Source organism: Pseudalkalibacillus salsuginis, from assembly GCF_021646685.1.
GTDB lineage: Bacteria > Bacillota > Bacilli > Bacillales > Fictibacillaceae > Pseudalkalibacillus > Pseudalkalibacillus salsuginis.
Window position 1 is genome coordinate 495,536 of record NZ_JAKJHW010000001.1, and the last position, 19,614, is coordinate 515,149.

Genomic DNA, 19,614 nt, shown 5'->3' on the forward strand with positions numbered 1-19,614 from the left:
TTTTCGGTTCACACTTTCTACATTTCAAATATTTTCATCTGATCCGTTCTACTTCAATGTGGTTCTTGACCAGAATCCTATTGATCGCATGTCCCGCCATCATCAATCCAGAAATCGATGGGACGAAAGCGTTTGACGACGGCGGCATTTTCGCTTTACGGATTTTTGCATTTTCATCAGGAACGATGCTTTTACGTATTTCTTCGCGGATTTGGACGGGTTTTTCATCAGAAAAAACAACGTCGATCCCTTTATGGACGCCTTCCTTCCGTAACCTTGTACGAATGACTTTAGCGATCGGATCGTAGCTTGTTTTCGATATATCTTCGATTCGCAGGCGTGTCGGATCCATCTTGTTCGCAACACCCATACTTGAGATGATCGGAATCTCCCTTCTTAAGCACTCCTTCATCAAATGGATTTTATAAGAGATTGTATCTGAAGCATCGATTACGAAATCAAGCGGATAACTGAAAAACTGCTCGTAAGTTTCTTCTGTATAGAACATTTTGAGAGCTTCTACGTTACAGTCAGGATTGATGTCTGCGATTCTATCCTTCATCAGATCAACCTTAGGATGGCCGACGGTTGATAATAAAGCATGAAGCTGTCTGTTGACGTTTGTGATATCGACGTCATCCTTATCGACCAGAATCAGCCGCCCGACACCTGACCGAGCCAGCGCTTCTGCTGAAAAGGACCCTACGCCTCCAACGCCCAATACTGCAACAGTTGAACCTCTAAGTACATCCAACCCTTCTTTACCTATTGCTAATTCATTACGTGAAAACTGATGTAACATGTTGTATATTCCTCCAGTACTCCAAACAAATGTCCATAATAGCATATACGAAAGCCGAACTTGATTGCAATACCCCAAGGCAAATTAAAAAGCAACCAGTTATACCTGATTGCTTCAGTGATTGAACTTACAAGAGTCCCATATGTGCCGTCGAAATCCTTCTGTGTTGAACCTGCCTGAAAAGGTGGGTGTCCTGTTACAATCCTTATGCGTCCTTTCACCGAAGGCTTGCACGCAAAATCATAAACTCAGACTCCCATTTATAAAGTGTTGGCTCAAACGTTCGGCAGAAACGTACACCCCAGGACTCTTTGATATTGTAGTTATAGGATAGCATAGAAATTTACCGCTTTCAATCCATTTATCAATGTTTTCTAAAAAATCAAACTTCTTTACTAAGTAGTCCACTAAAGTGTCCAATGCCTTCAAATCCTATGTTTCCCAGGACCATGATCATATAACCGTTTAAAGGTAATCCATAAAAAAGCCACCCTCCAAAAGGAAGGTGACCATGGACTCATGATTTGTCACTTGCTGTCTTTTCTTTTACTTTAAGATGAAGGTCAGAGAGTTGTTGGTCACTGACTTTGCTTGGCGCATTGGTTAACAAATCGCTTGCGCTTGCTGTCTTCGGAAAAGCGATCGTATCCCGGAGATTGCTACGGCCAGCAATCAACATGACGAGGCGGTCAAGCCCAAGCGCGATTCCACCATGTGGAGGGGTCCCATATTCGAATGCTTCTAACAGGAATCCAAACTCTTTATAAGCTTGCTCTAACGAAAACCCTAGCGCTTTGAACATGCGTTCTTGAACTTCTTTTTGGTAGATACGCTGTGAGCCGCCGCCTAATTCATAACCGTTCAAAACAAGGTCATATGCTTGTGCCCGAACCCTCACTGGATCTTCTTCAAGTAAATGGACGTCTTCCACTTTCGGCATGGTAAATGGATGGTGTGCTGCCACATAACGATTTGCATCTTCATCGAATTCCAAGAGTGGGAAGTCTACAACCCACAAGAAATTGAATTTTTCTTTATCGATCAAATCCAATTCTTTTCCTAGCTTCAAGCGTAAAGCCCCCAGGCTTTCTGCAACCACCTTTGGCTGATCGGCAACAAACAGCAGCAAGTCTCCAGGTTTTGCATTGAATGCCCTGATCAATTCTTTTTGCAATCCTTCATCAAAGAATTTGGCGATCGGACCTTTTAGGCCTTCCTCTTCGACCTTCAACCATGCAAGTCCTTTTGCACCATATACTTTTACGAAGTCGGTCAATTGATCGATATCTTTTCTTGAGAATTGGTCTGCATGGCCACTTACATTGATTCCTTTTACAAATCCACCGTTTTCAACAGTAGAGACAAATACTTTGAAGTCTGATCCTTCCACCAGGGATGAAACGTTCACCAGTTCCATTCCAAAACGTGTGTCCGGTTTATCAGAACCATATCGACCTATCGCTTCTTCATATGTCATGCGTGGTATCGGAGTTTCAAGGGTAATTCCTTTCGTCTCCTGCATGATTTTGCGTATCATTTCTTCGGTCATCTTGAAAAGGTCTTCTTTATCCATGAAAGAAGTTTCGATATCGACCTGGGTAAATTCCGGTTGGCGATCTGCACGAAGATCTTCATCCCGGAAACAACGGACAATTTGGTAATAGCGTTCAATGCCGGACACCATCAATAATTGCTTGAAAATTTGTGGGGATTGTGGCAACGCATAAAAATGACCTGGGTTCACACGGCTTGGCACAAGATAGTCACGCGCTCCTTCCGGTGTACTCTTCGTAAGCATCGGTGTTTCTATCTCAAGGAATTCATATCCGTCAAGGAAGTCTCTAATCAGTTTCGTCACTTTACTTCTGGTCTTGAGTGTCTCTTGCATGAACGGACGACGAAGATCCAAATAACGATATCGCAACCGGACATCTTCCGTTATTTCTTCCTTATCTGAAATAACAAAAGGCGGGGTCTTGGCAGCATTGAGAATCTCTACTTTTTCTGCTCGGATTTCAATTCTACCCGTCTCGATATTTTCATTGATCGTCGATTCATCACGTCCGACCACTGTCCCTACGACATCAAGGACATATTCGCTACGGACACGCTCTGCAAGGTCTGCTGCTTCCTTGGAGGTTTCGGGATTGAACACGACCTGTACAATACCGGAACGATCACGAAGATCGATGAAGATGAGCCCGCCTAAGTCTCTTCGTTTTTGAACCCACCCTTTCAATTGTACTTCCACTCCGATTTCTTGTTCTGTTAGTTTCCCGCAATGATGCGTTCTTCCAATCATGATTGTGATCCTCCCTCAAGTTGTTTCAATATATAGTCTTTAGCATCTGTGAGTTGTACTTCCACTTGTTCACCTGTGGCCATATCTTTTACATTGATGATTCCGTTGTCGAGTTCATCCTCACCCAAAATAAGAACATATTTAGCGTTCAAGCGATCTGCTGCTTTAAACTGCGCCTTCATCTTTTTATCTAAGAAATCCTTGTCAGCCGTCAATCCGGCACTACGGAGTTCATTCAGGATCGACATACTCCGTTTCTTCGGCTTTTCACCTATTGAAACAAGGTAGCAGTCAATTCCTTTTTGAACAGGCAATTCAATTTGTTCAGCTTCTAGTGCGACTAGAAAACGTTCTAGGCTCATTGCAAAACCGATGCCTGGTGTTTCAGGACCGCCGATCTCTTCAACTAAACCATTGTAACGGCCTCCACCGCTCAATGTGGTGATTGCCCCGAATCCTGGTGCTTCGCTCATGATTTCGAAAGCAGTGTGATTATAGTAATCCAGGCCTCTTACCAATGTCGGGTCCACTTCATACGGAACACCTAGTTCGTCCAGATAAGTTTTTACATTTTCAAAATATAACCGGGATGACTCATTCAAATAATCGAGGATCGAAGGTGCTGACTGCATTTTCGGATGATTTCGATCTTTTTTACAATCCAGGATTCTGAGTGGATTCGTATTGATCCGATTCTGACAGTCTTCACAAAGTTCATCCAATACAGGTTTGAAGTGATCAACCAGCGCTCTCCTGTGAGCTGTACGACTTTCGTTATCACCAAGTGAATTGATGATCAGCTTCAGATGTTTCAAACCAAGCTCCTGATAAAGCTCCATCGCAAGTGCCATGACTTCGGCGTCAATCGCTGGATCATTACTTCCCAGCGCTTCGATTCCAAACTGTACAAATTGTCTTGTGCGTCCTTTCTGTGGCCGCTCATAACGGAACATCGGGCCGATATAATAAAGTTTCGTCGGTTGCTGGGCTTCGCCGAATAGTTTGTTTTGTACAAAAGAACGGACCACGGAAGCGGTACCTTCTGGCCGCAATGTCAAGCTACGTTCTCCCCGATCCTTGAACGTATACATCTCCTTCTGTACAATATCAGTCGTATCCCCGACACCACGTTGGAACAACTCCGTATACTCGAAAATAGGTGTGCGAATTTCATGGTAATTATATTTACGGCAAAGCTCCTTCGCCTTTTCTTCGATCAACTGCCATTTCTCGACTTCCCCTGGTAAAATATCCTGGGTTCCTCTAGGAATTTGAAAACTCATCCCATTTCACTCCTCAACTTTTTTGAAAACGATAAATGATTGGTTGTGATTCATTAGTTAAATGTAATTTGCTTCTATATTAAGCGAAGTTCGCGACAAATAAAAACAGCCTTAAAGGATAAAGAAAACTTGGCAAAGCCAAGCCATAGGTGTAGGCTGAGTCATAGTTGCACTTATACTGAAGAAAGTATTTTATACTTTCTTCAAGTGTAACAAAGCCTAAAACTAAAAATACTCCCGCCCCTAATAAATAAATTAGAAGGGACGAGAGTATTTACCCGTGGTACCACCCTAGTTGAAGCAAATATTGCTCCCACTCAAGCTGCAGTTAACGCCTGCTTACGTTTGACCCCTACTGCAAGAGCATGTTATGTATGGTTCGGGATAAAACCTACGGAGTGTCTTTCGTCCAGGCTCTCTGTGGAAATGCTTCCAGCCAATGGCATTTCCTCTCTAGACATGAGTTTCTGAAGTACTTTTCTCCATCCATGGTTGTTTTCGTATCATTCGAATTGATTACTATCATACGGACCTTTATTCCTGATGTCAAGAGTATTTTCCATTTTAAATTATCCCATGCTTAATCTAAATAAATTTAGTCGGTTATCTATTCAATCGTTGTCTTAATTTTCTAACTGCCTCCAGGCTGACTCCGAACTCTTCGGCCAATTCGTCATTCGTCATCAAATGTTCTCTTTCAATGAATTTATGGAAATCCAGACCGAACAATGAATTTGAACGTTGTTCCAGCACATCATGTTTTAAGCTTTTCCTCATCCTCTTTAACCACCTGTTTTTATATTTACTACCTATCATTGCCTTTTCATCTGATTTTTTTACATATTAGAAAGGTATTTTAATGAAATTGGAGAATCCCATATATCAAAACCACCCCGGTCTGGACCGATATAAGGAATAGAGCTCAAGTCATGGAGGTGTATAGGTGAAAAGGTTTTGGAATGTTTTTATCGTGAGTTGGCTGGTTTTCGGAGCGGTAACCCCTGCTTTTACTAGTTCAGTATCAGCAGCAAATCAGGGATATGTAAAAATCAACGTCGATACATTGAATGTGCGGTCAGGTCCTGGACTCGACAACTCTGTTGTTGCTCAAGTACATAAGAATAAGGAGTACCTGATTCTTTCCGAAAAAGGGGAATGGCTTCAAATCCAGGTAGGCAATAAAAAAGGTTGGATTGCCGGGTGGTTTGCAAGGAAAGTCAATAAATCCTCCAATGAATCCACTGGCAGTCCAACTGATCAATGGGTCTCGTCTATAGTGGATGGATTAAATGTCCGTTCAGGGCCCGATACATCCTTTTCGATTCTCGGGCAGATACACTCACATGAAAAGTATCAAGCAATCGAGACTAAAGAATCATGGACAAAAATCCGTTACAAAAACTCTACCGGTTGGCTTGCTTCATGGCTGACCGAATCTGCTAATAAACGATCAACCAAACAAAATCCAACCTCAACGGGACAGTCTGTCGTCAATATACCGAACCTCAATGTACGGAGTGGCCCAGGAACAAATTACAATGTAATTGGGTCGATCAGTAAAGGTCATGGGGTTGAAATACTGAATATACAAAACGGCTGGTATGAGATCAAGCTGAAACAAGGGAAAGGATGGGTTGCAGGCAAATATGTAACAAAGGCACTGAACCCGGGTCGTTCTTCAGGGACACCATCAGCACCCCCTGCTTCATCACTTGCTGCCAAAGCAAAAGTGACTGCAAAGATATTGAATGTAAGAGACAAAGCAACCTTGAATGGAAAAGTCGTTGGTCAGGTAATGAAAGATTCCGAAGTCAAAATCGTGAAAAAAGAACACGATTGGGCATATATCGAATATGGAAACAAGAAGGGATGGGTCGCTTCCTGGTTTCTAGAAGAACTTAAATCATCAACAACTCCTTCTACTGAAAGAAATTTATCCAATAACCCATCGGTATCTTTACTTTATGATGGAACTAACCTTAGGAACGGACCATCAACTAGTCATAAAGCTGTAGCTCGTGGAAATAAAGGAGATCAGTTTCCGGTTCTTTCGAAGCAAGGCGATTGGTATAAAATTAAGCTTTCAAAGCAGCAGGAAGCTTATGTTGCAGGCTGGATCGTTTCACTGAGCGGGACTTCGATGCCAGAAGTGACTCATCCGACTGTAGGGGACCACTTGAAAGGGAAAACCATCGTATTGGATTCCGGTCATGGCGGATATGACGGAGGAGCAGTTGGCATCACTTATGGTACAATTGAAAGAGATTTGAATTTAAGTGTTGCGAAAACCGTATCTTCAAAATTACAAGCTGCAGGTGCAAAAGTGGTTATGACGAGAAATGATCATCAATTTGTAAGTTTGCCATTCAGAGTTTATTTGTCCCATTCGAATAGTGCCGATGCGTTCATCAGCTTGCATTTCAATTCATCCATATTCCCAAGCGCGAAAGGCATCAACTCGTTTTATTATTCAAAATCGAAAGATGCACCGCTTGCAAGTTCCTTACAGGACGAGCTCGTAAGACAGACGGGATTATCGAATCGTGGAGTCGCACATGGGGATTTTCAAGTTTTGAGGAACAACCGTCAACCTGCTGTACTATTAGAGCTTGGCTTCCTGTCCAATTCACAGGAAGAACATTATTTACGAACTGCCACCTATAAAGATAAAGCAGGACATGCGATTTACAGGGGTCTTGCAAAATATTTTTCATCTAAATAAATAACAAGAACGGGCTTGTTGATCAAGCTCGTTCTTTATTTGATTGTTTTATGACGATTTTCCCACATAAAAAAGCATGTTGTCTTCATCCTATAGCTCATGCTTTTTTTCGCTTATTTTTTCATTTCAACGGTATCTAAAATTAAGGTGACTGGGCCATTGTTGTGGATCCGGACATCCATCAATGCACCGAACTTACCTGTTTCCACCTGGATCCCTTTATCCCGTAATCGTGAATTGAATTCTTCATAAAGTTCTTGTGCCTTCTCCGGTTTAGCTGCACTCATGAAATTCGGACGTCTTCCTTTCCTGCAATCCCCATGGAGTGTGAATTGTGATACAGAAAGGATCGCCCCCCCAATATCGATCAGGGAGAGATTCATCTTTCCTTCCCTGTCTTCAAAAATCCGCAGATTGGGTATTTTTTCAGCCAAGGATTTAACATCCGCTGTCGTATCCTCATGTGAGATACCGACAAGAAGGACAAGTCCCTGTTCGATTTGACCTACTGTTTGGTCTTTCACAATGACCTCTCCGCTCGTCACCCGCTGTACGACAATTCGCATTATGTGTAACCTCCTATTGCATAACTCTTCGGACTGCGTACACATCAGGGATACGCTTGATCCTCTCGACCACCTTTTGTAGATGACTGACATTATGAATGGATATCGTCATGCTGATGGTAGCCATTTTATTCCTGTCTGATCGCCCAGACACTGCGCTGATGTTCGTTTTCGTTTCAGCAACTGCCTGAAGTACTTCATTCAACAAACCTCTGCGATCAAATCCATTAATTTCAATATCGACGCTATAATTTTTCGATTGGCCCGTACTGCCTTCCCATTCAACTGGTAAAAAGCGGCTCTCATCATCTTCAACTCTGATATTCGGGCAATCTTTACGGTGAATCGAAACACCACGGCCTTTCGTAATATAGCCGATGATATCATCACCGGGAACCGGATTGCAGCATTTTGAGAGACGGATCAGAAGGTTGTCGATACCCTTTACCTGGACGCCAACTTCTGTTTTCCTTTTCTGTGGTGTACTTTTCGTTTCATTTATCGAATGGATCAGGCTTTCGGTTTCTTGATCCTTCTTCTTTCGTACTTTATCAGCAAGGCGGGTTGCAATTTGTGAGGCAGTAATTCCGCTATATCCCACTGCTGCGTACATATCCTCAATATTTGAGAAGTTATATTTCTGGGCCACCCTGTTCAAGTTTTCTTGAGTAAGGATATCTTTCAATTCATAGCCGTCATTTTTGATCTCTTTTTCTACCAAATCTCTTCCTTTGGCTACATTCTCATCTCTTTTTTCTTTCTTGAACCATTGACGGATCTTATTTTTTGCATGTGAACTTTGTGTCAACTTCAACCAGTCCTGGCTCGGACCATAGGAATGCTTAGATGTTAACACTTCAACGATATCACCGGTTTTCAGTTTATAATCAAGGGGAACCATTTTTCCGTTGATTTTCGCACCTATACACTTGTTGCCGATTTCAGTATGAATCCTATAAGCGAAATCCAAAGGGACGGAACCTGATGGAAGTTCGATGACGTCTCCTTTTGGAGTAAAGACGAAAACCATATCGGAGAAAAGATCGACTTTCAAGGATTCCATGAATTCTTCAGCATCTGTCGCATCATTCTGCCATTCGAGAATTTCACGAAACCAGGTAAGTTTCTCTTCGAATGTATGATTCTCGTTGTTTATACCTTCTTTATACGCCCAGTGGGCTGCAATCCCGTATTCTGCAACACGATGCATCTCCTCTGTGCGGATCTGTACTTCAAGCGGATCGCCTTTTGGTCCAATGACAGTCGTATGCAAGGATTGATACATGTTCGCCTTAGGCATCGCGATATAGTCTTTGAATCGGCCGGGCATCGGTTTCCAGCATGTGTGGATGATCCCAAGGACGGCATAGCAATCACGAATATTATCGACAATCACACGTACAGCAAGCAAATCATAGATTTCGTTGAATTGCTTATTCTGTTTCGTCATTTTGCGATAAATACTGTAGATATGTTTCGGTCTTCCCCAGATATCCGCATCAATGTTCACTTCACTCAATTTGGATTGGATATCATCTATAACTTCCTGGACATACTGCTCCCGCTCATTACGTTTCTGTTTCATCAAGTTTACGATCCGATAATATTGCTGGGGATTAAGATAACGTAGTGCAACATCTTCAAGCTCCCACTTGATTGTTGAAATACCGAGCCGATGGGCAAGCGGTGCAAATATTTCAAGCGTTTCATTCGCCTTTTGAATTTGTTTCTCCTTGGGCATATGCTTTAACGTACGCATATTATGAAGACGGTCCGCAAGCTTGATCAGAATACAACGGATATCCTGAGCCATCGCTACAAACATTTTGCGGTGGTTCTCAGCTTGTTGTTCTTCTTTTGATTTGAATTTGATTTTCTTAAGCTTTGTGACGCCATCGACTAACATGGCGACCTCTTCAGTAAAAGTTTCAGTCAGTTCCTCAAGGGTAACGTCTGTATCTTCAACGACATCATGAAGAAACCCTGCTGCAATCGTAGGTGCATCCATTTCCAGGTTCACAAGGATGTCTGCTACTTCAACAGGATGGTCAATATAAGGGTCGCCTGATTTCCGAAATTGCCCCTCATGAGCATCTCTGGCAAACACATACGCCCTCTGCAAAAAATCTGTATCTTTTTTCGGCAAATAGTTTGCCGCTTTTTTCATTACTTCTTGAATGGCCATGCAATCACCTATCATATGTTGATTGGTATATAAATTCTATTATCGTTAAAATTTGACTTCCTGTAAAGCGAAAAGAGAAATTTGTCGAATCATTCTTTGTGAAATGGGAACGCTCCGATAATTTATGTTGCTTTTATGCTGGCTAAAAGAAAAGCGGAAGCGACCTGCTTAGTCACGTAGGTCACTGGAAAACTGACGAGGAGGCTGTCACCGCCGCAGGAAGTTTGAAGTGATCCAAGTGACTGGTCGCTGAGCTAGACAAAAAGAAAAGCGGAAGCGACCTGCTTAGTCACATAGGTCACTGGAAAACTGACGAGGAGGCTGTCGCCACCGCAGGAGTGTCACGAATTTTGCAGAAATCAGCTTTAAAGGATTTTCCCCTCACTTACTGTGAAATCCGGAGTTTCGAGTATTAGAAAAACGAGCCCTGCTACGAGCCCGTTTGTTTGTCATCGAATTTAATATTGCATGAGTGTGAAAATGTCATACCCGTCCAATTTTTCCCGTCCGTTCAAGTAAGTCAATTCAATCATGAATGCGATTCCAACTACAATCCCGCCAAGCTTTTCTACTAATTGGATCGTGGCTTCAATCGTCCCGCCTGTCGCAAGGAGATCATCTGTGATCAAAACCCGTTCGCCTGGTTTAATCGCATCCTTATGGATTGTCAATACATCTTTACCATATTCTTTCCCGTAGTCGACCTTTACCACTTCGCGGGGCAATTTCCCTTCTTTACGAATCGGCACGAATCCGACTTCCATCGCATATGCAACCGGGCATCCGACGATGAATCCCCTTGCTTCAGGTCCTACAACCACATCAATTTGTTTTTCCTTTGCATATGTAACGATATCATCCATCGCTTGTTTGTAGATTTGACCTTCTTGCATAAGTGTAGATATGTCCTTGAAACGAATTCCTTTATGAGGGAAATCTTCAACAACTTCGATATATTGTTTATAATCCATCTTTCTAGTAAGCCTCCTCAAATCGAACAGCATCTTTTTCATCTTCAAAAAACCATCGCTTCAAATCACGATAGGAGGAGTAACATAAGTCATTCTCAAGACTTGCCTGCTCTTGTTTTCTCCTATACGTCGCGGATTCAGTAAGCGGTCGTTTCATTGGTTGGTCTGTCACTGTTATAACACCATTGTCTATTGTAACAAATTCAAGCTCAAAAAACACCTGTGACATGAAATAGACAGACTCTTTCGTCCAACCTTTATAAGCTGCCAGATCTGCTGCACGTGTCTTATAATCAAAAGTACCCTGCTTTTTTAAAAAGGAATAATACCATTTGAAAGAATCCCTTGTCGGAATCGGATTGAAATAATGATCTTCTTCATGGTGGAAAACCGTATAGACCCGTTCTACGGAGGAACCATAGTTCATCAGTTGCTTCAATTGATCCTTACTGGAAGGCAAATCAAGAATAATCAAATATCGGCCTTCCAGTTCAAGTGATTCAAGGGAAACTTCCTCAGAAATTTGTATTATTCGATCCTCCCAATTCTTCAAGCTTAATGATTCTATCGTTTCTTCTTTAAAAGAAAGCAATTGGACCTTGTTCCGATCAAGGAGCTCCAATCGACTCGTAAGATTTTTGATGCCACGGTAGTCGAAAAGCTGCTTTTCCTTGACTGCGATATCCTGTATCATCAATTGCGGCTTTCTAAAACCATTCCATTCATTGATCGACAACTCGCCTACGACTGAAATCGAAGCGTTTGGAGTGATCTCTTCGAACACCTCCCCAAAATGAAAACCGATTACATCCAAATTGGAACGATCCCCTTTTAACGATAGTTTCAAATGCTTGGAGTCGCTTCCTATCCTACGAATCTCTTTCAATCTGCATTGGTCGATGAGAAACCTCGGTTTAGGATTGTCAACTCCAAAGGGCTCCAACGCTTTTAGTTCTTCTATGACATCAAGTGAAATGTCATCAACAGAACATTGAAGGTCGATCGAGGTTGTCGGCGAAAAATCTTCCTCTGTCAATTTTTCTTTCGCCTGCCGATTGAGCCTTTCCCTCAACTGATCTAGGTATTCAAGCTGAAGTGTCATACCTGCTGCCATTGGATGCCCGCCGAAGTGCGGTAAGATATCCCGGCATTCTGATAAATTCTCAAACATATCAAATCCTGTGATGCTCCGAGCGGATCCTTTTGCGACACCTTTTTCCGGATCGATACTCAAAATGATCGTGGGCCGATAGAATTTCTCGACGATACGAGAGGCGACGATGCCGATCACACCAGGATTCCAATCTTCCTTCGCAATGACCAACACTGAATTGTCGTCTGGAGGATATTGTTTTTCTACAATTTCCACAGCTTCTTTCGTGATTCCATTGACCAGGTCTTGCCTTTCTTTATTCACTGCATCTATTTCTTGAGCGATCATCTTAGCTTGATCCGTGTCTGAAGTGGTAAACAGGTCAACAGCTGGATCAGCTGAGTCCAGTCTTCCAGCCGCATTGACACGTGGACCGATCCCGAACCCGATGTGTTCAGAGGAAAGTTGTTTATCTACTAATCCACAGACCTTCAATAAAGCTCGTAAACCAGGCTTAGGTGTGGTTTCTAGTTTCTGTATACCGACCTTTACAATTAAACGGTTCTCATCCACAAGAGGGACAAGATCGGCAATTGTTCCAATACAAGCAATATCAAGTAAATGCAACGGGGCTTCTCCTAATAGGGCGTGAGATACCTTGAACGCCACCCCTACCCCAGCCAGTCCTTTGAATGGATATGTACATCCCGGTTTCTTCGGATTGATCGTAGCATATGCATCCGGCAGTTCAGGCTGAGGTTCATGATGATCCGTTATGATCAAATCCAGTCCGATTTCCTTCGCTACTTCTGCCTCATGAATCGCAGATATACCCGTATCGACCGTAACGATCAACGTATATCCCTGGTCCTGAGCCCATCTGAAAGCGGCTTCGTTAGGACCATATCCTTCCGTGAAACGATTGGGAATATAATAGTCAAAATCGGCTCCAAGCTCACGCAATGTATAAATCATGACCGATGTACTGCTGACACCATCTGCATCATAATCTCCAAAAATCAATATTTTTTCTTCTTGCTCGATTGCTTTCTTAATCCGTTCAACTGCTAAGTCCATTCCATCCATCAGGTAGGGGTCATAAAAATCAACATTTTCCGTATGTAAAAAGTTCGTGACTTCCTCTATATCTTGCTTACCTCTATTGACTAACAATCCCGCTACTAGCGGTGATAGACCGAGACTATCCACCAGTTCATTTCTTTTTGACTGGTCTACTTCCGCGACACACCATCGTGTCCTCGAATTCAACATAAAACCACCTCTTAACTCACTCATTATACAAGAGTGTTTCAAGAGGTGGCAAATTGTAATTTGGACTATGATATTGAGTTATCGGAAGAATTTGCAGTCTGAGACGTATTCTTTTTTGATACACGGTCTTTTTTAGTTTTATGGTCAGAGCTTCTCTGGTCATTGATCAAATGTTCGTTCCTTTTACGCAATGACCTTATTTCTTTTTTCATGGAATAGAGTCTTGCTGAGCCTGCAAAGCCGACAACCAGCGCTCCTAGCATAGCAGAGCCCAATATGACCAGGACTAACGGCCAATGGGCGGTCCCGACTAAATAATCCACTTCAACTGCCTTCACGTTAATGACAGCGAATACAGCGACAATAATTGAAAAGAGCAATACAATGATGAAGCTCCATTCTTTTCTCACCATCAATCACCATCCTTTTCTTCCTGATACGGATTAATATGTACAAAAACGTCGCGGACCAACGATTGTTCAATTAACCGTCTTTTCACCTCTTTCCCAATATCATGTCCCTGTTGTACTGAAATCTCAGGATCGACCGCTATTTTGATATCAATGATGACATAGTACCCGTGTTCCCTGGCAAAAAATTCATCGAGGTTCATGACACCCTCGACACTTTCAACGATTTTCCTCATTTCTACTGTGTCTTCGTCATGAAGGACATGATCAAGCGTATTATGAATCGATTCCGCCCCAAGCTTCCATGCAATCCTTAGAACAAGAAGAGAAACAGCTAATCCAGCGATCGGATCGGCATATTCGAGCCAATTGACGCCTAATTTTCCTCCGAGGACAGCTGCACCGATACCAATAAGTGCTGCTATGGAAGAAAAGACATCTGATCGATGTTCATATGCATTTGTGATGATCGCGTCGCTATTTATTCTTTTACCCAGACGGTACTTATATTGAAACATCAATTCTTTTGAGATGATCGAAAATATGACAGCATAGATCGCCCAGATCCTGGGGGCTTCGATCGGATGGAAGAAGGATTCAACCGATGAATAACCAATTTCAAGACCAACGATGAATAAAAGGACAGCTACGATTATGGCAGCGATCGATTCAGCTTTCCCGTGTCCATAGGGATGATCACGGTCAGGAGGAAGCTTTGCAGCCCTAAGACCTAGCAATACCGCAAATGACCCCCCAACATCCGATGCAGAATGAACCGCATCAGCCATCAATGCACGACTGTTCGAGATATACCCGACCACTCCTTTTATGACTGCCAGGATAAGATTTCCCACAATGCCTACCCAAGCGGCAAATTCTCCTTGACGGAAACGTTCTTTGTTCTGATTGTCCACGATATCCACTCCAAACAACAATCTCCATAATAACTTACGCTACCGCAGATGATTTTAAACATGTCTTGCTACACGGCAAAGAGCCACTGTCCTTTTTGGAGGCTCTGTTAAATTTTAATAGTGTTTACATATAGAAAATGGATTTACGCGAAATTCACCACACTCCTGCGGGAAAAGCCAAAAAGGTTGACCGAAGAGTTCAATCTGGTCAACCTTCTTTTAGTTAATCAGTAGATTGTGCTGGTTTCACACGTTTCTTTTTCAATTGCTTCGCTTTTAATACCAGCCATATTTGAGCAGCAATGAAGAGAGAAGAATAAGTACCTGCAACCAATCCGATCAACAGGGCAAATGAGAAATTCGTGATTGCCGGGCTTCCGAAAATCATAAGGGCTAACGCTGCAAAGACCGTACTGAGAACAGTGTTGATGGATCGGCCGAAGGTCTGTACAAGACTCACGTTTACAATCCTTGATAAATCTTCGAATGTCTTTACCTTCGAGTATTTCATGTTTTCCCTGATCCTATCGAAAGTGACGATCGTATCATTGATCGAGTAACCGACGATGGTCAGCACGGCAGCAATGAACGGAAGATCCACCTCGAGCCTCAATAAACTGAAAATCGCTACAATGAAGAATGCATCGTGCAGCAAGGCAATGATCGACGACAAAGCCATCAACCATTCGAAACGGATTGTCACATAGATGATGATCCCAATTGACGCAATCGCAATTGCATAAAGGGCATTCTTTGCTAGTTCCCTTCCGACTGTAGGGTCGACTGTACTTACGTTCGGTTCTTGCCCATATTTTTCATTGTAGTATGACTTCAATTCACCAATTTCATCTTGTTTCAAAACACCTACGTATCGTGCTACTGCAATATTTTGATTTTCCCCTGAAATAATGACTTCTTCTGCCTCTAAACCTAATGAACGAAGCTGATCATCAATCGTTTCTTTATCAAGGGCCTGATCTGCAGTGATTTCAACACGGCTCCCACTCTCAAAATCAATGCCCAGGTTCAGCTGGAAGATCACAAGGGAAAGCAAACCAAGTCCGAGTAATACGCCTGATAGTGTAAAGAATTTCTTGCGATGCTTTACAAAATTGATGTTCTTGAATTTATTTTTCGAAATATCAAGACGGTCTGTATCATCCAGATCACTGATTTGTTCTTCTTTAACTCCGAACAATCGAGGCTTTTTATTAAGGATACGGCTTTTCACCCATAAACCGAGGAAAAGTCGTGATCCATAGACTGCTGTCAAAAAGCTTGTCAAAATACTGATGATCAATACAAGGGCAAACCCTTTGACTGCGCTTGTTCCAAAAATGAAAAGGACCGTTGCTGCAAGTATCGTTGTAATATTCGCATCAAGAATCGTCGATAATGACCGTTTATTTCCTGCCTTGAAAGCAGACATGACCGACTTTCCTGAACGAAGTTCTTCTTTGATCCTCTCATATGTGATGATATTCGCATCGACAGCCATACCGACCCCGAGGATCAAGGCTGCAATCCCAGGGAGTGTGAGTACACCCTCCATCCATTCAAAAATAAGCAGGATCAGATAGATATAGGTAGATAAGGTAACAACCGCGATGATTCCTGGAACACGATAATAGAGGATCATGAACAGGAAGATGACCGCAATACCAATCGCACCAGCAGTCACTGTTTTATCTAGAGAGTCTTGCCCGAATTTCGCACCGACAGAAGTCGAATACACCTCTGTCAACTTGACTGGAAGGGATCCAGCGTTTAACAGATCTGTAAGCTTTTGTGCTTCTTCTACAGATTCGATTCCTGTAATGGTTGCTTGTTTTGAATTAATGACCTCTGTTACCTTTGGAGCAGATATATATTTAGGTTCCCCTGGAGCGTTACCTTCTTTTTTAACTTCTTCCTTGAAGGAATCCTTGCCTTCTTCAAAGTCAAGCCAGATGGCGAGACGGTTATCCGGCGGTCCCATCTCCATGACTTCTTTGGTAACTTGGCCGAATTTATCCCCGTCTTTCAACTCCAGGGCTACAATCGGGCGGTTCGCTTGCTGTGCAAACTCGACTTTCGCTCCGCCTTCTTTCAGATCAGAACCTTTCAACATGACGTTATCATTCACATCGCGGAAAGTAAGCTCCGCTTGTGTAGATAACAATTCACGTGCTTTATTCTGATCATCAACACCTGCAAGTTGTACACGGATCCGATTGCCTTCGATTTGGATATTAGGTTCAGAGACCCCGAGTACATTTACCCTTTTGTTAAGGGCACTTACAGTATTGTTCAATAATTGCTTGTCTACTTCCTGATCTTCATTCGTTGGTTCCACATCATATAGAACCTCGAATCCGCCTTGTAGATCAAGACCAAGTTTGATGTTCTTGACGATGTCCTTCGTCGTCCCCCCGATTGCTCCAGCAATCAAGATGACAAGAAGGAAAAAGGCGACAATCCGTCCTCTTTTAACCATATGTATTTTCCTCCCATTATGCCGACAATCTGGATGTCCGTCCTTATGTTATGTAATGACAATACACCCTATTATATCCATCAGATAAATTGCATGTCAATTTTCCTTCAGCGTATCAAATGAATACCAATTATCATCAGTGACAGCCTGTATAGTCAGCCAATTCATAAAATCATTCGTCGAAAGGGTTAAAATTTGGTTGACCACCTGGTGGATCATCCAATCATCATCTTTCGTTTTTTTGGCACGGGAGATGACACAATTCCAGATTTCTTCTTCTGTCACACTCTCATAACCCATGAAATGAATTTCTTCTTTTTTACTAGCCAATGCAGGGCTCACTTTAGGTAACCATTCTTCAAGAACCATCGTTTCACTGTTTTTCTCAGACACAATGTTTTCCCTCCTTTACTTTAAGGGTTGTCGATTTTTTATTCGTCCTAAAAAATAGAATAGATGGCGAGACCGACCCCTAATCCTGCGATCAAAACACCCGTCGCTACTGCTAGAAAAGCATAGTGGAAACGAATGTTGAACAGGGCAGCGGCTACACAGGCACTGTAGGCACCGGTAGTAGGAAGAGGTATAGCTGTAAACAAAATCAAACCGATTGCACCGAATCGCTCGACGTTCTTGCTGTTCTTCAATGTTCGTTCATATAGCCAATCGTAAAAACGTTTGTACCAGCGATATCGCATCAGAAAGGTGCTCAATGGACGGAACAAGATCAATAATGGGATGATCGGCAACAGATTACCAAGCACCGCCAAGCTGAATGCTGGCCAGAAATCAAATCCAAAACCATAGGCGAGCGGGAGACCACCACGTAACTCTAGTATCGGCATTGCAGATACAATTACCACGATCAATTCATTCGGCAGAAAACTGAGATTCTCTACCAAAAACTGTTTAATAGCTTCCTTCAATGTCTACACCTCAAAATTTATACTTGTCATGCTTGGCCCACTTTTCTGCATATACATGAAAAGAAAAGGATGTTCAGTCACGATAACTGCTATGTACGAAGTATGCAGTAAAAGAAGGCAGGGGCGAATTCATGTCAAAACAAACGTTCATACAAGGAACAGTGATATTGATTGTAGCTGGTTTGATCACAAAAGTCCTAGGATTCATCAACCGGATCGTCATCGCCAGGATCATGGGACCTGAAGGCGTAGGATTATATATGATGGCAGTCCCGACCTTGTTGCTTACGATCGCTCTTACTCGACTTGGCCTGCCTGTAGCGATCTCAAAACTGGTCGCAGAGGCTGAAGCCCAGAAAAATCCAAGAAAAATCAAACAAATCCTCGTCGTGTCGTTGACAATAACAGGAATCCTAAGTCTTATTTTTACATTAGCGCTGATTGCACTTGCACCTATTTTATCACGAACCTTATTAACTGACCACAGAACTTATTACCCGCTGATCGCAATTGCACCGGTCGTCCCTATTGTCGCCCTTTCCTCTGTCTTGCGCGGCTACTTCCAGGGAAGACAGAATATGAAGCCTTCAGCATATTCACAAGTGATTGAACAAGTCGTACGGATAACACTTGTGGCATTGTTAACAAGCGCATTGCTGCCATATGGGGTCGAATATGCGGCTGCAGGCGCTATGATTTCTGTGGTGATCGGTGAGTTTGCATCCCTCCTTTATATGTTTTCGGCATTCAAACTCCAAAAGCGTATCCGAATAAGGAAAGGATTTTTCAATTATGTGACAAAAGGGAAAGAAACGTTCAATCAATTGATGAAGATTTCCTTACCGACCACGGCCAGTCAGTTGGTCGGATCTGTTTCTTATTTTTTCGAACCGATTGTCGTAGCAAACAGTTTACTTCTGGCTGGTATCAGTGTAACAGTAGCTACCCAGCAATACGGGGCATTAGCAGGTTATGTCATTCCCTTTTTGACTCTGCCGATGTTCATCACCTATTCCCTATCTGTTTCACTCGTCCCTGCGATCAGCGAAGCTGCTGCCCAACAAAAGCATCACGTCGTGGAATACAGGCTTAATCAGGCACTTAGGATATCCATGCTCTCAGGTGGAGTGTCAGTCGTCATTACGTATGTCCTAGCCGCTCCCTTAATGGATCTGATGTATAACACACCTGGAGTTGCGATCTATGTAAAATTGATGGCCCCATTTTTCTTCTTCCTCTATTTCCAAGGTCCTCTTCAGGCGGTACTCCAGGCCCTTGACCTGGCCAAAGCAGCAATGATCAATAGTATCGTCGGAGCGATCATCAAAATGGCAGCAATCTTCCTTCTCGCATCACGTCCTGATTTAGGCATCATAGGTGTCGCGCTTGCCATTGTCATCAATGTCGTTCTTGTGACCTTGCTTCATTTTGCCACAATCGTCAAAGCAATCAGTTACACGGTTGTCGTCAAGGATTATTTGAAAGCAATCATGGCCATTTCCATTACAGCTGTAGCCGTTACAGGTTTTTATCAAATGTTGGACCTGGACTTGCTTTTCCGGACACTACTGACGATCGCTTTCACACTTTTATTGTACTTGCTCCTTGTGATCGGCCTCAAATTAGTCAAGAAGGAAGATGTCCAGTACATCCCTGTTTTGAAGAAAATCGTACGATAGTACGGTCAAAAAA

Annotated in this window: 15 protein-coding genes, 1 other RNA gene and 1 other annotated feature; of the genes, 2 read left to right on the forward strand and 14 right to left on the reverse strand. The window is 42.7% G+C overall.

The genetic code is table 11. The annotated features are described in order from the left end of the window. Nucleotides 1-34: 34 nt before the first annotated feature. From L1611_RS02580 to L1611_RS02600, 5 genes are all read right to left on the reverse strand, one after another. Nucleotides 35-802: a tRNA threonylcarbamoyladenosine dehydratase gene (locus L1611_RS02580; RefSeq protein WP_236311494.1), complete on the reverse strand. Its 768-nt coding sequence runs from the start codon at nucleotides 800-802 to the stop codon at nucleotides 35-37. A gap of 131 nt (nucleotides 803-933) precedes the next feature. Next, nucleotides 934-1,113: non-coding RNA, 6S RNA (ssrS, locus tag L1611_RS02585), on the reverse strand. Between the two features lie 206 nt (nucleotides 1,114-1,319). Then, nucleotides 1,320-3,104 carry an aspartate--tRNA ligase gene (gene aspS, locus L1611_RS02590; RefSeq protein WP_236311496.1) on the reverse strand — a complete coding sequence of 595 codons (1,785 nt, stop codon included), beginning with the start codon at nucleotides 3,102-3,104 and terminating at the stop codon, nucleotides 1,320-1,322. Further along, a complete protein-coding gene (hisS, locus tag L1611_RS02595; protein ID WP_236311497.1) occupies nucleotides 3,101-4,387 on the reverse strand; it encodes a histidine--tRNA ligase in 1,287 nt (428 codons plus the stop codon). Before hisS ends, aspS begins: the two co-directional genes overlap by 4 nt. A 257-nt stretch (nucleotides 4,388-4,644) precedes the next feature. Further along, nucleotides 4,645-4,885 (reverse strand) — a binding site (T-box leader). Between the two features lie 105 nt (nucleotides 4,886-4,990). Beyond that, nucleotides 4,991-5,164, reverse strand: a complete 174-nt coding sequence (locus tag L1611_RS02600) for an RNA polymerase subunit sigma-70 (RefSeq protein WP_236311498.1) — start codon at nucleotides 5,162-5,164, stop codon at nucleotides 4,991-4,993. A 166-nt stretch (nucleotides 5,165-5,330) separates the two neighbouring features. Between L1611_RS02600 and L1611_RS02605 the strand changes: the two genes are divergently transcribed. Then, complete coding sequence (locus tag L1611_RS02605; protein ID WP_236311499.1) at nucleotides 5,331-7,109, forward strand: N-acetylmuramoyl-L-alanine amidase family protein; 1,779 nt, start codon at nucleotides 5,331-5,333, stop codon at nucleotides 7,107-7,109. Between the two features lie 113 nt (nucleotides 7,110-7,222). Here the strand turns inward: L1611_RS02605 and dtd are convergent, their stop codons facing one another. The 9 genes from dtd to L1611_RS02650 form a co-directional block, all read right to left on the reverse strand. Next, complete coding sequence (gene dtd / locus L1611_RS02610; protein WP_236311500.1) at nucleotides 7,223-7,675, reverse strand: D-aminoacyl-tRNA deacylase; 453 nt, start codon at nucleotides 7,673-7,675, stop codon at nucleotides 7,223-7,225. Nucleotides 7,676-7,688: 13 nt separating this feature from the next. Further along, a complete protein-coding gene (locus tag L1611_RS02615; protein ID WP_407681689.1) occupies nucleotides 7,689-9,860 on the reverse strand; it encodes a RelA/SpoT family protein in 2,172 nt (723 codons plus the stop codon). A 458-nt stretch (nucleotides 9,861-10,318) separates the two neighbouring features. Further along, complete coding sequence (locus L1611_RS02620; RefSeq protein ID WP_236311504.1) at nucleotides 10,319-10,831, reverse strand: adenine phosphoribosyltransferase; 513 nt, start codon at nucleotides 10,829-10,831, stop codon at nucleotides 10,319-10,321. Between the two features lie 4 nt (nucleotides 10,832-10,835). Then, on the reverse strand, nucleotides 10,836-13,196 hold the full coding sequence (gene recJ, locus L1611_RS02625; protein WP_236311505.1) for a single-stranded-DNA-specific exonuclease RecJ: 2,361 nt from the start codon (nucleotides 13,194-13,196) through the stop codon (nucleotides 10,836-10,838). Nucleotides 13,197-13,261: 65 nt separating this feature from the next. Further along, nucleotides 13,262-13,609, reverse strand: coding sequence for a LapA family protein (locus L1611_RS02630; protein ID WP_236311506.1), 348 nt, complete (start codon nucleotides 13,607-13,609; stop codon nucleotides 13,262-13,264). After that, the gene (locus L1611_RS02635; RefSeq protein ID WP_236311507.1) at nucleotides 13,609-14,520 is read right to left on the reverse strand and encodes a cation diffusion facilitator family transporter; all 912 of its coding nucleotides are present in this window, start codon (nucleotides 14,518-14,520) and stop codon (nucleotides 13,609-13,611) included. The genes L1611_RS02630 and L1611_RS02635 overlap by 1 nt, the downstream gene beginning before the upstream one ends. A 223-nt stretch (nucleotides 14,521-14,743) precedes the next feature. Continuing rightward, on the reverse strand, nucleotides 14,744-16,996 hold the full coding sequence (gene secDF / locus L1611_RS02640; protein WP_236311508.1) for a protein translocase subunit SecDF: 2,253 nt from the start codon (nucleotides 16,994-16,996) through the stop codon (nucleotides 14,744-14,746). A 96-nt stretch (nucleotides 16,997-17,092) separates the two neighbouring features. Continuing rightward, nucleotides 17,093-17,389 carry a post-transcriptional regulator gene (locus L1611_RS02645; RefSeq protein WP_236311509.1) on the reverse strand — a complete coding sequence of 99 codons (297 nt, stop codon included), beginning with the start codon at nucleotides 17,387-17,389 and terminating at the stop codon, nucleotides 17,093-17,095. Between the two features lie 47 nt (nucleotides 17,390-17,436). After that, nucleotides 17,437-17,922, reverse strand: a complete 486-nt coding sequence (locus L1611_RS02650) for a COG2426 family protein (protein WP_236311510.1) — start codon at nucleotides 17,920-17,922, stop codon at nucleotides 17,437-17,439. Between the two features lie 131 nt (nucleotides 17,923-18,053). Between L1611_RS02650 and spoVB the strand changes: the two genes are divergently transcribed. Then, nucleotides 18,054-19,601, forward strand: a complete 1,548-nt coding sequence (gene spoVB / locus L1611_RS02655) for a stage V sporulation protein B (RefSeq protein ID WP_236311511.1) — start codon at nucleotides 18,054-18,056, stop codon at nucleotides 19,599-19,601. The last annotated feature ends 13 nt before the right edge of the window (nucleotides 19,602-19,614 follow it).

Bases quoted from the DNA above. Each gene is read 5' to 3' on its own strand.
- L1611_RS02630 (WP_236311506.1), bottom strand. From the start codon at position 13,609: ATGGTGAGAAAAGAATGGAGCTTCATCATTGTATTGCTCTTTTCAATT.
- L1611_RS02580 (WP_236311494.1), bottom strand. From the start codon at position 802: ATGTTACATCAGTTTTCACGTAATGAATTAGCAATAGGTAAAGAAGGG.
- aspS (WP_236311496.1), bottom strand. From the start codon at position 3,104: ATGATTGGAAGAACGCATCATTGCGGGAAACTAACAGAACAAGAAATC.
- L1611_RS02620 (WP_236311504.1), bottom strand. From the start codon at position 10,831: ATGGATTATAAACAATATATCGAAGTTGTTGAAGATTTCCCTCATAAA.
- dtd (WP_236311500.1), bottom strand. From the start codon at position 7,675: ATGCGAATTGTCGTACAGCGGGTGACGAGCGGAGAGGTCATTGTGAAA.
- secDF (WP_236311508.1), bottom strand. From the start codon at position 16,996: ATGGTTAAAAGAGGACGGATTGTCGCCTTTTTCCTTCTTGTCATCTTG.
- hisS (WP_236311497.1), bottom strand. From the start codon at position 4,387: ATGAGTTTTCAAATTCCTAGAGGAACCCAGGATATTTTACCAGGGGAA.
- L1611_RS02600 (WP_236311498.1), bottom strand. From the start codon at position 5,164: ATGAGGAAAAGCTTAAAACATGATGTGCTGGAACAACGTTCAAATTCA.
- spoVB (WP_236311511.1), top strand. From the start codon at position 18,054: ATGTCAAAACAAACGTTCATACAAGGAACAGTGATATTGATTGTAGCT.
- L1611_RS02615 (WP_407681689.1), bottom strand. From the start codon at position 9,860: ATGGCCATTCAAGAAGTAATGAAAAAAGCGGCAAACTATTTGCCGAAA.
- recJ (WP_236311505.1), bottom strand. From the start codon at position 13,196: ATGTTGAATTCGAGGACACGATGGTGTGTCGCGGAAGTAGACCAGTCA.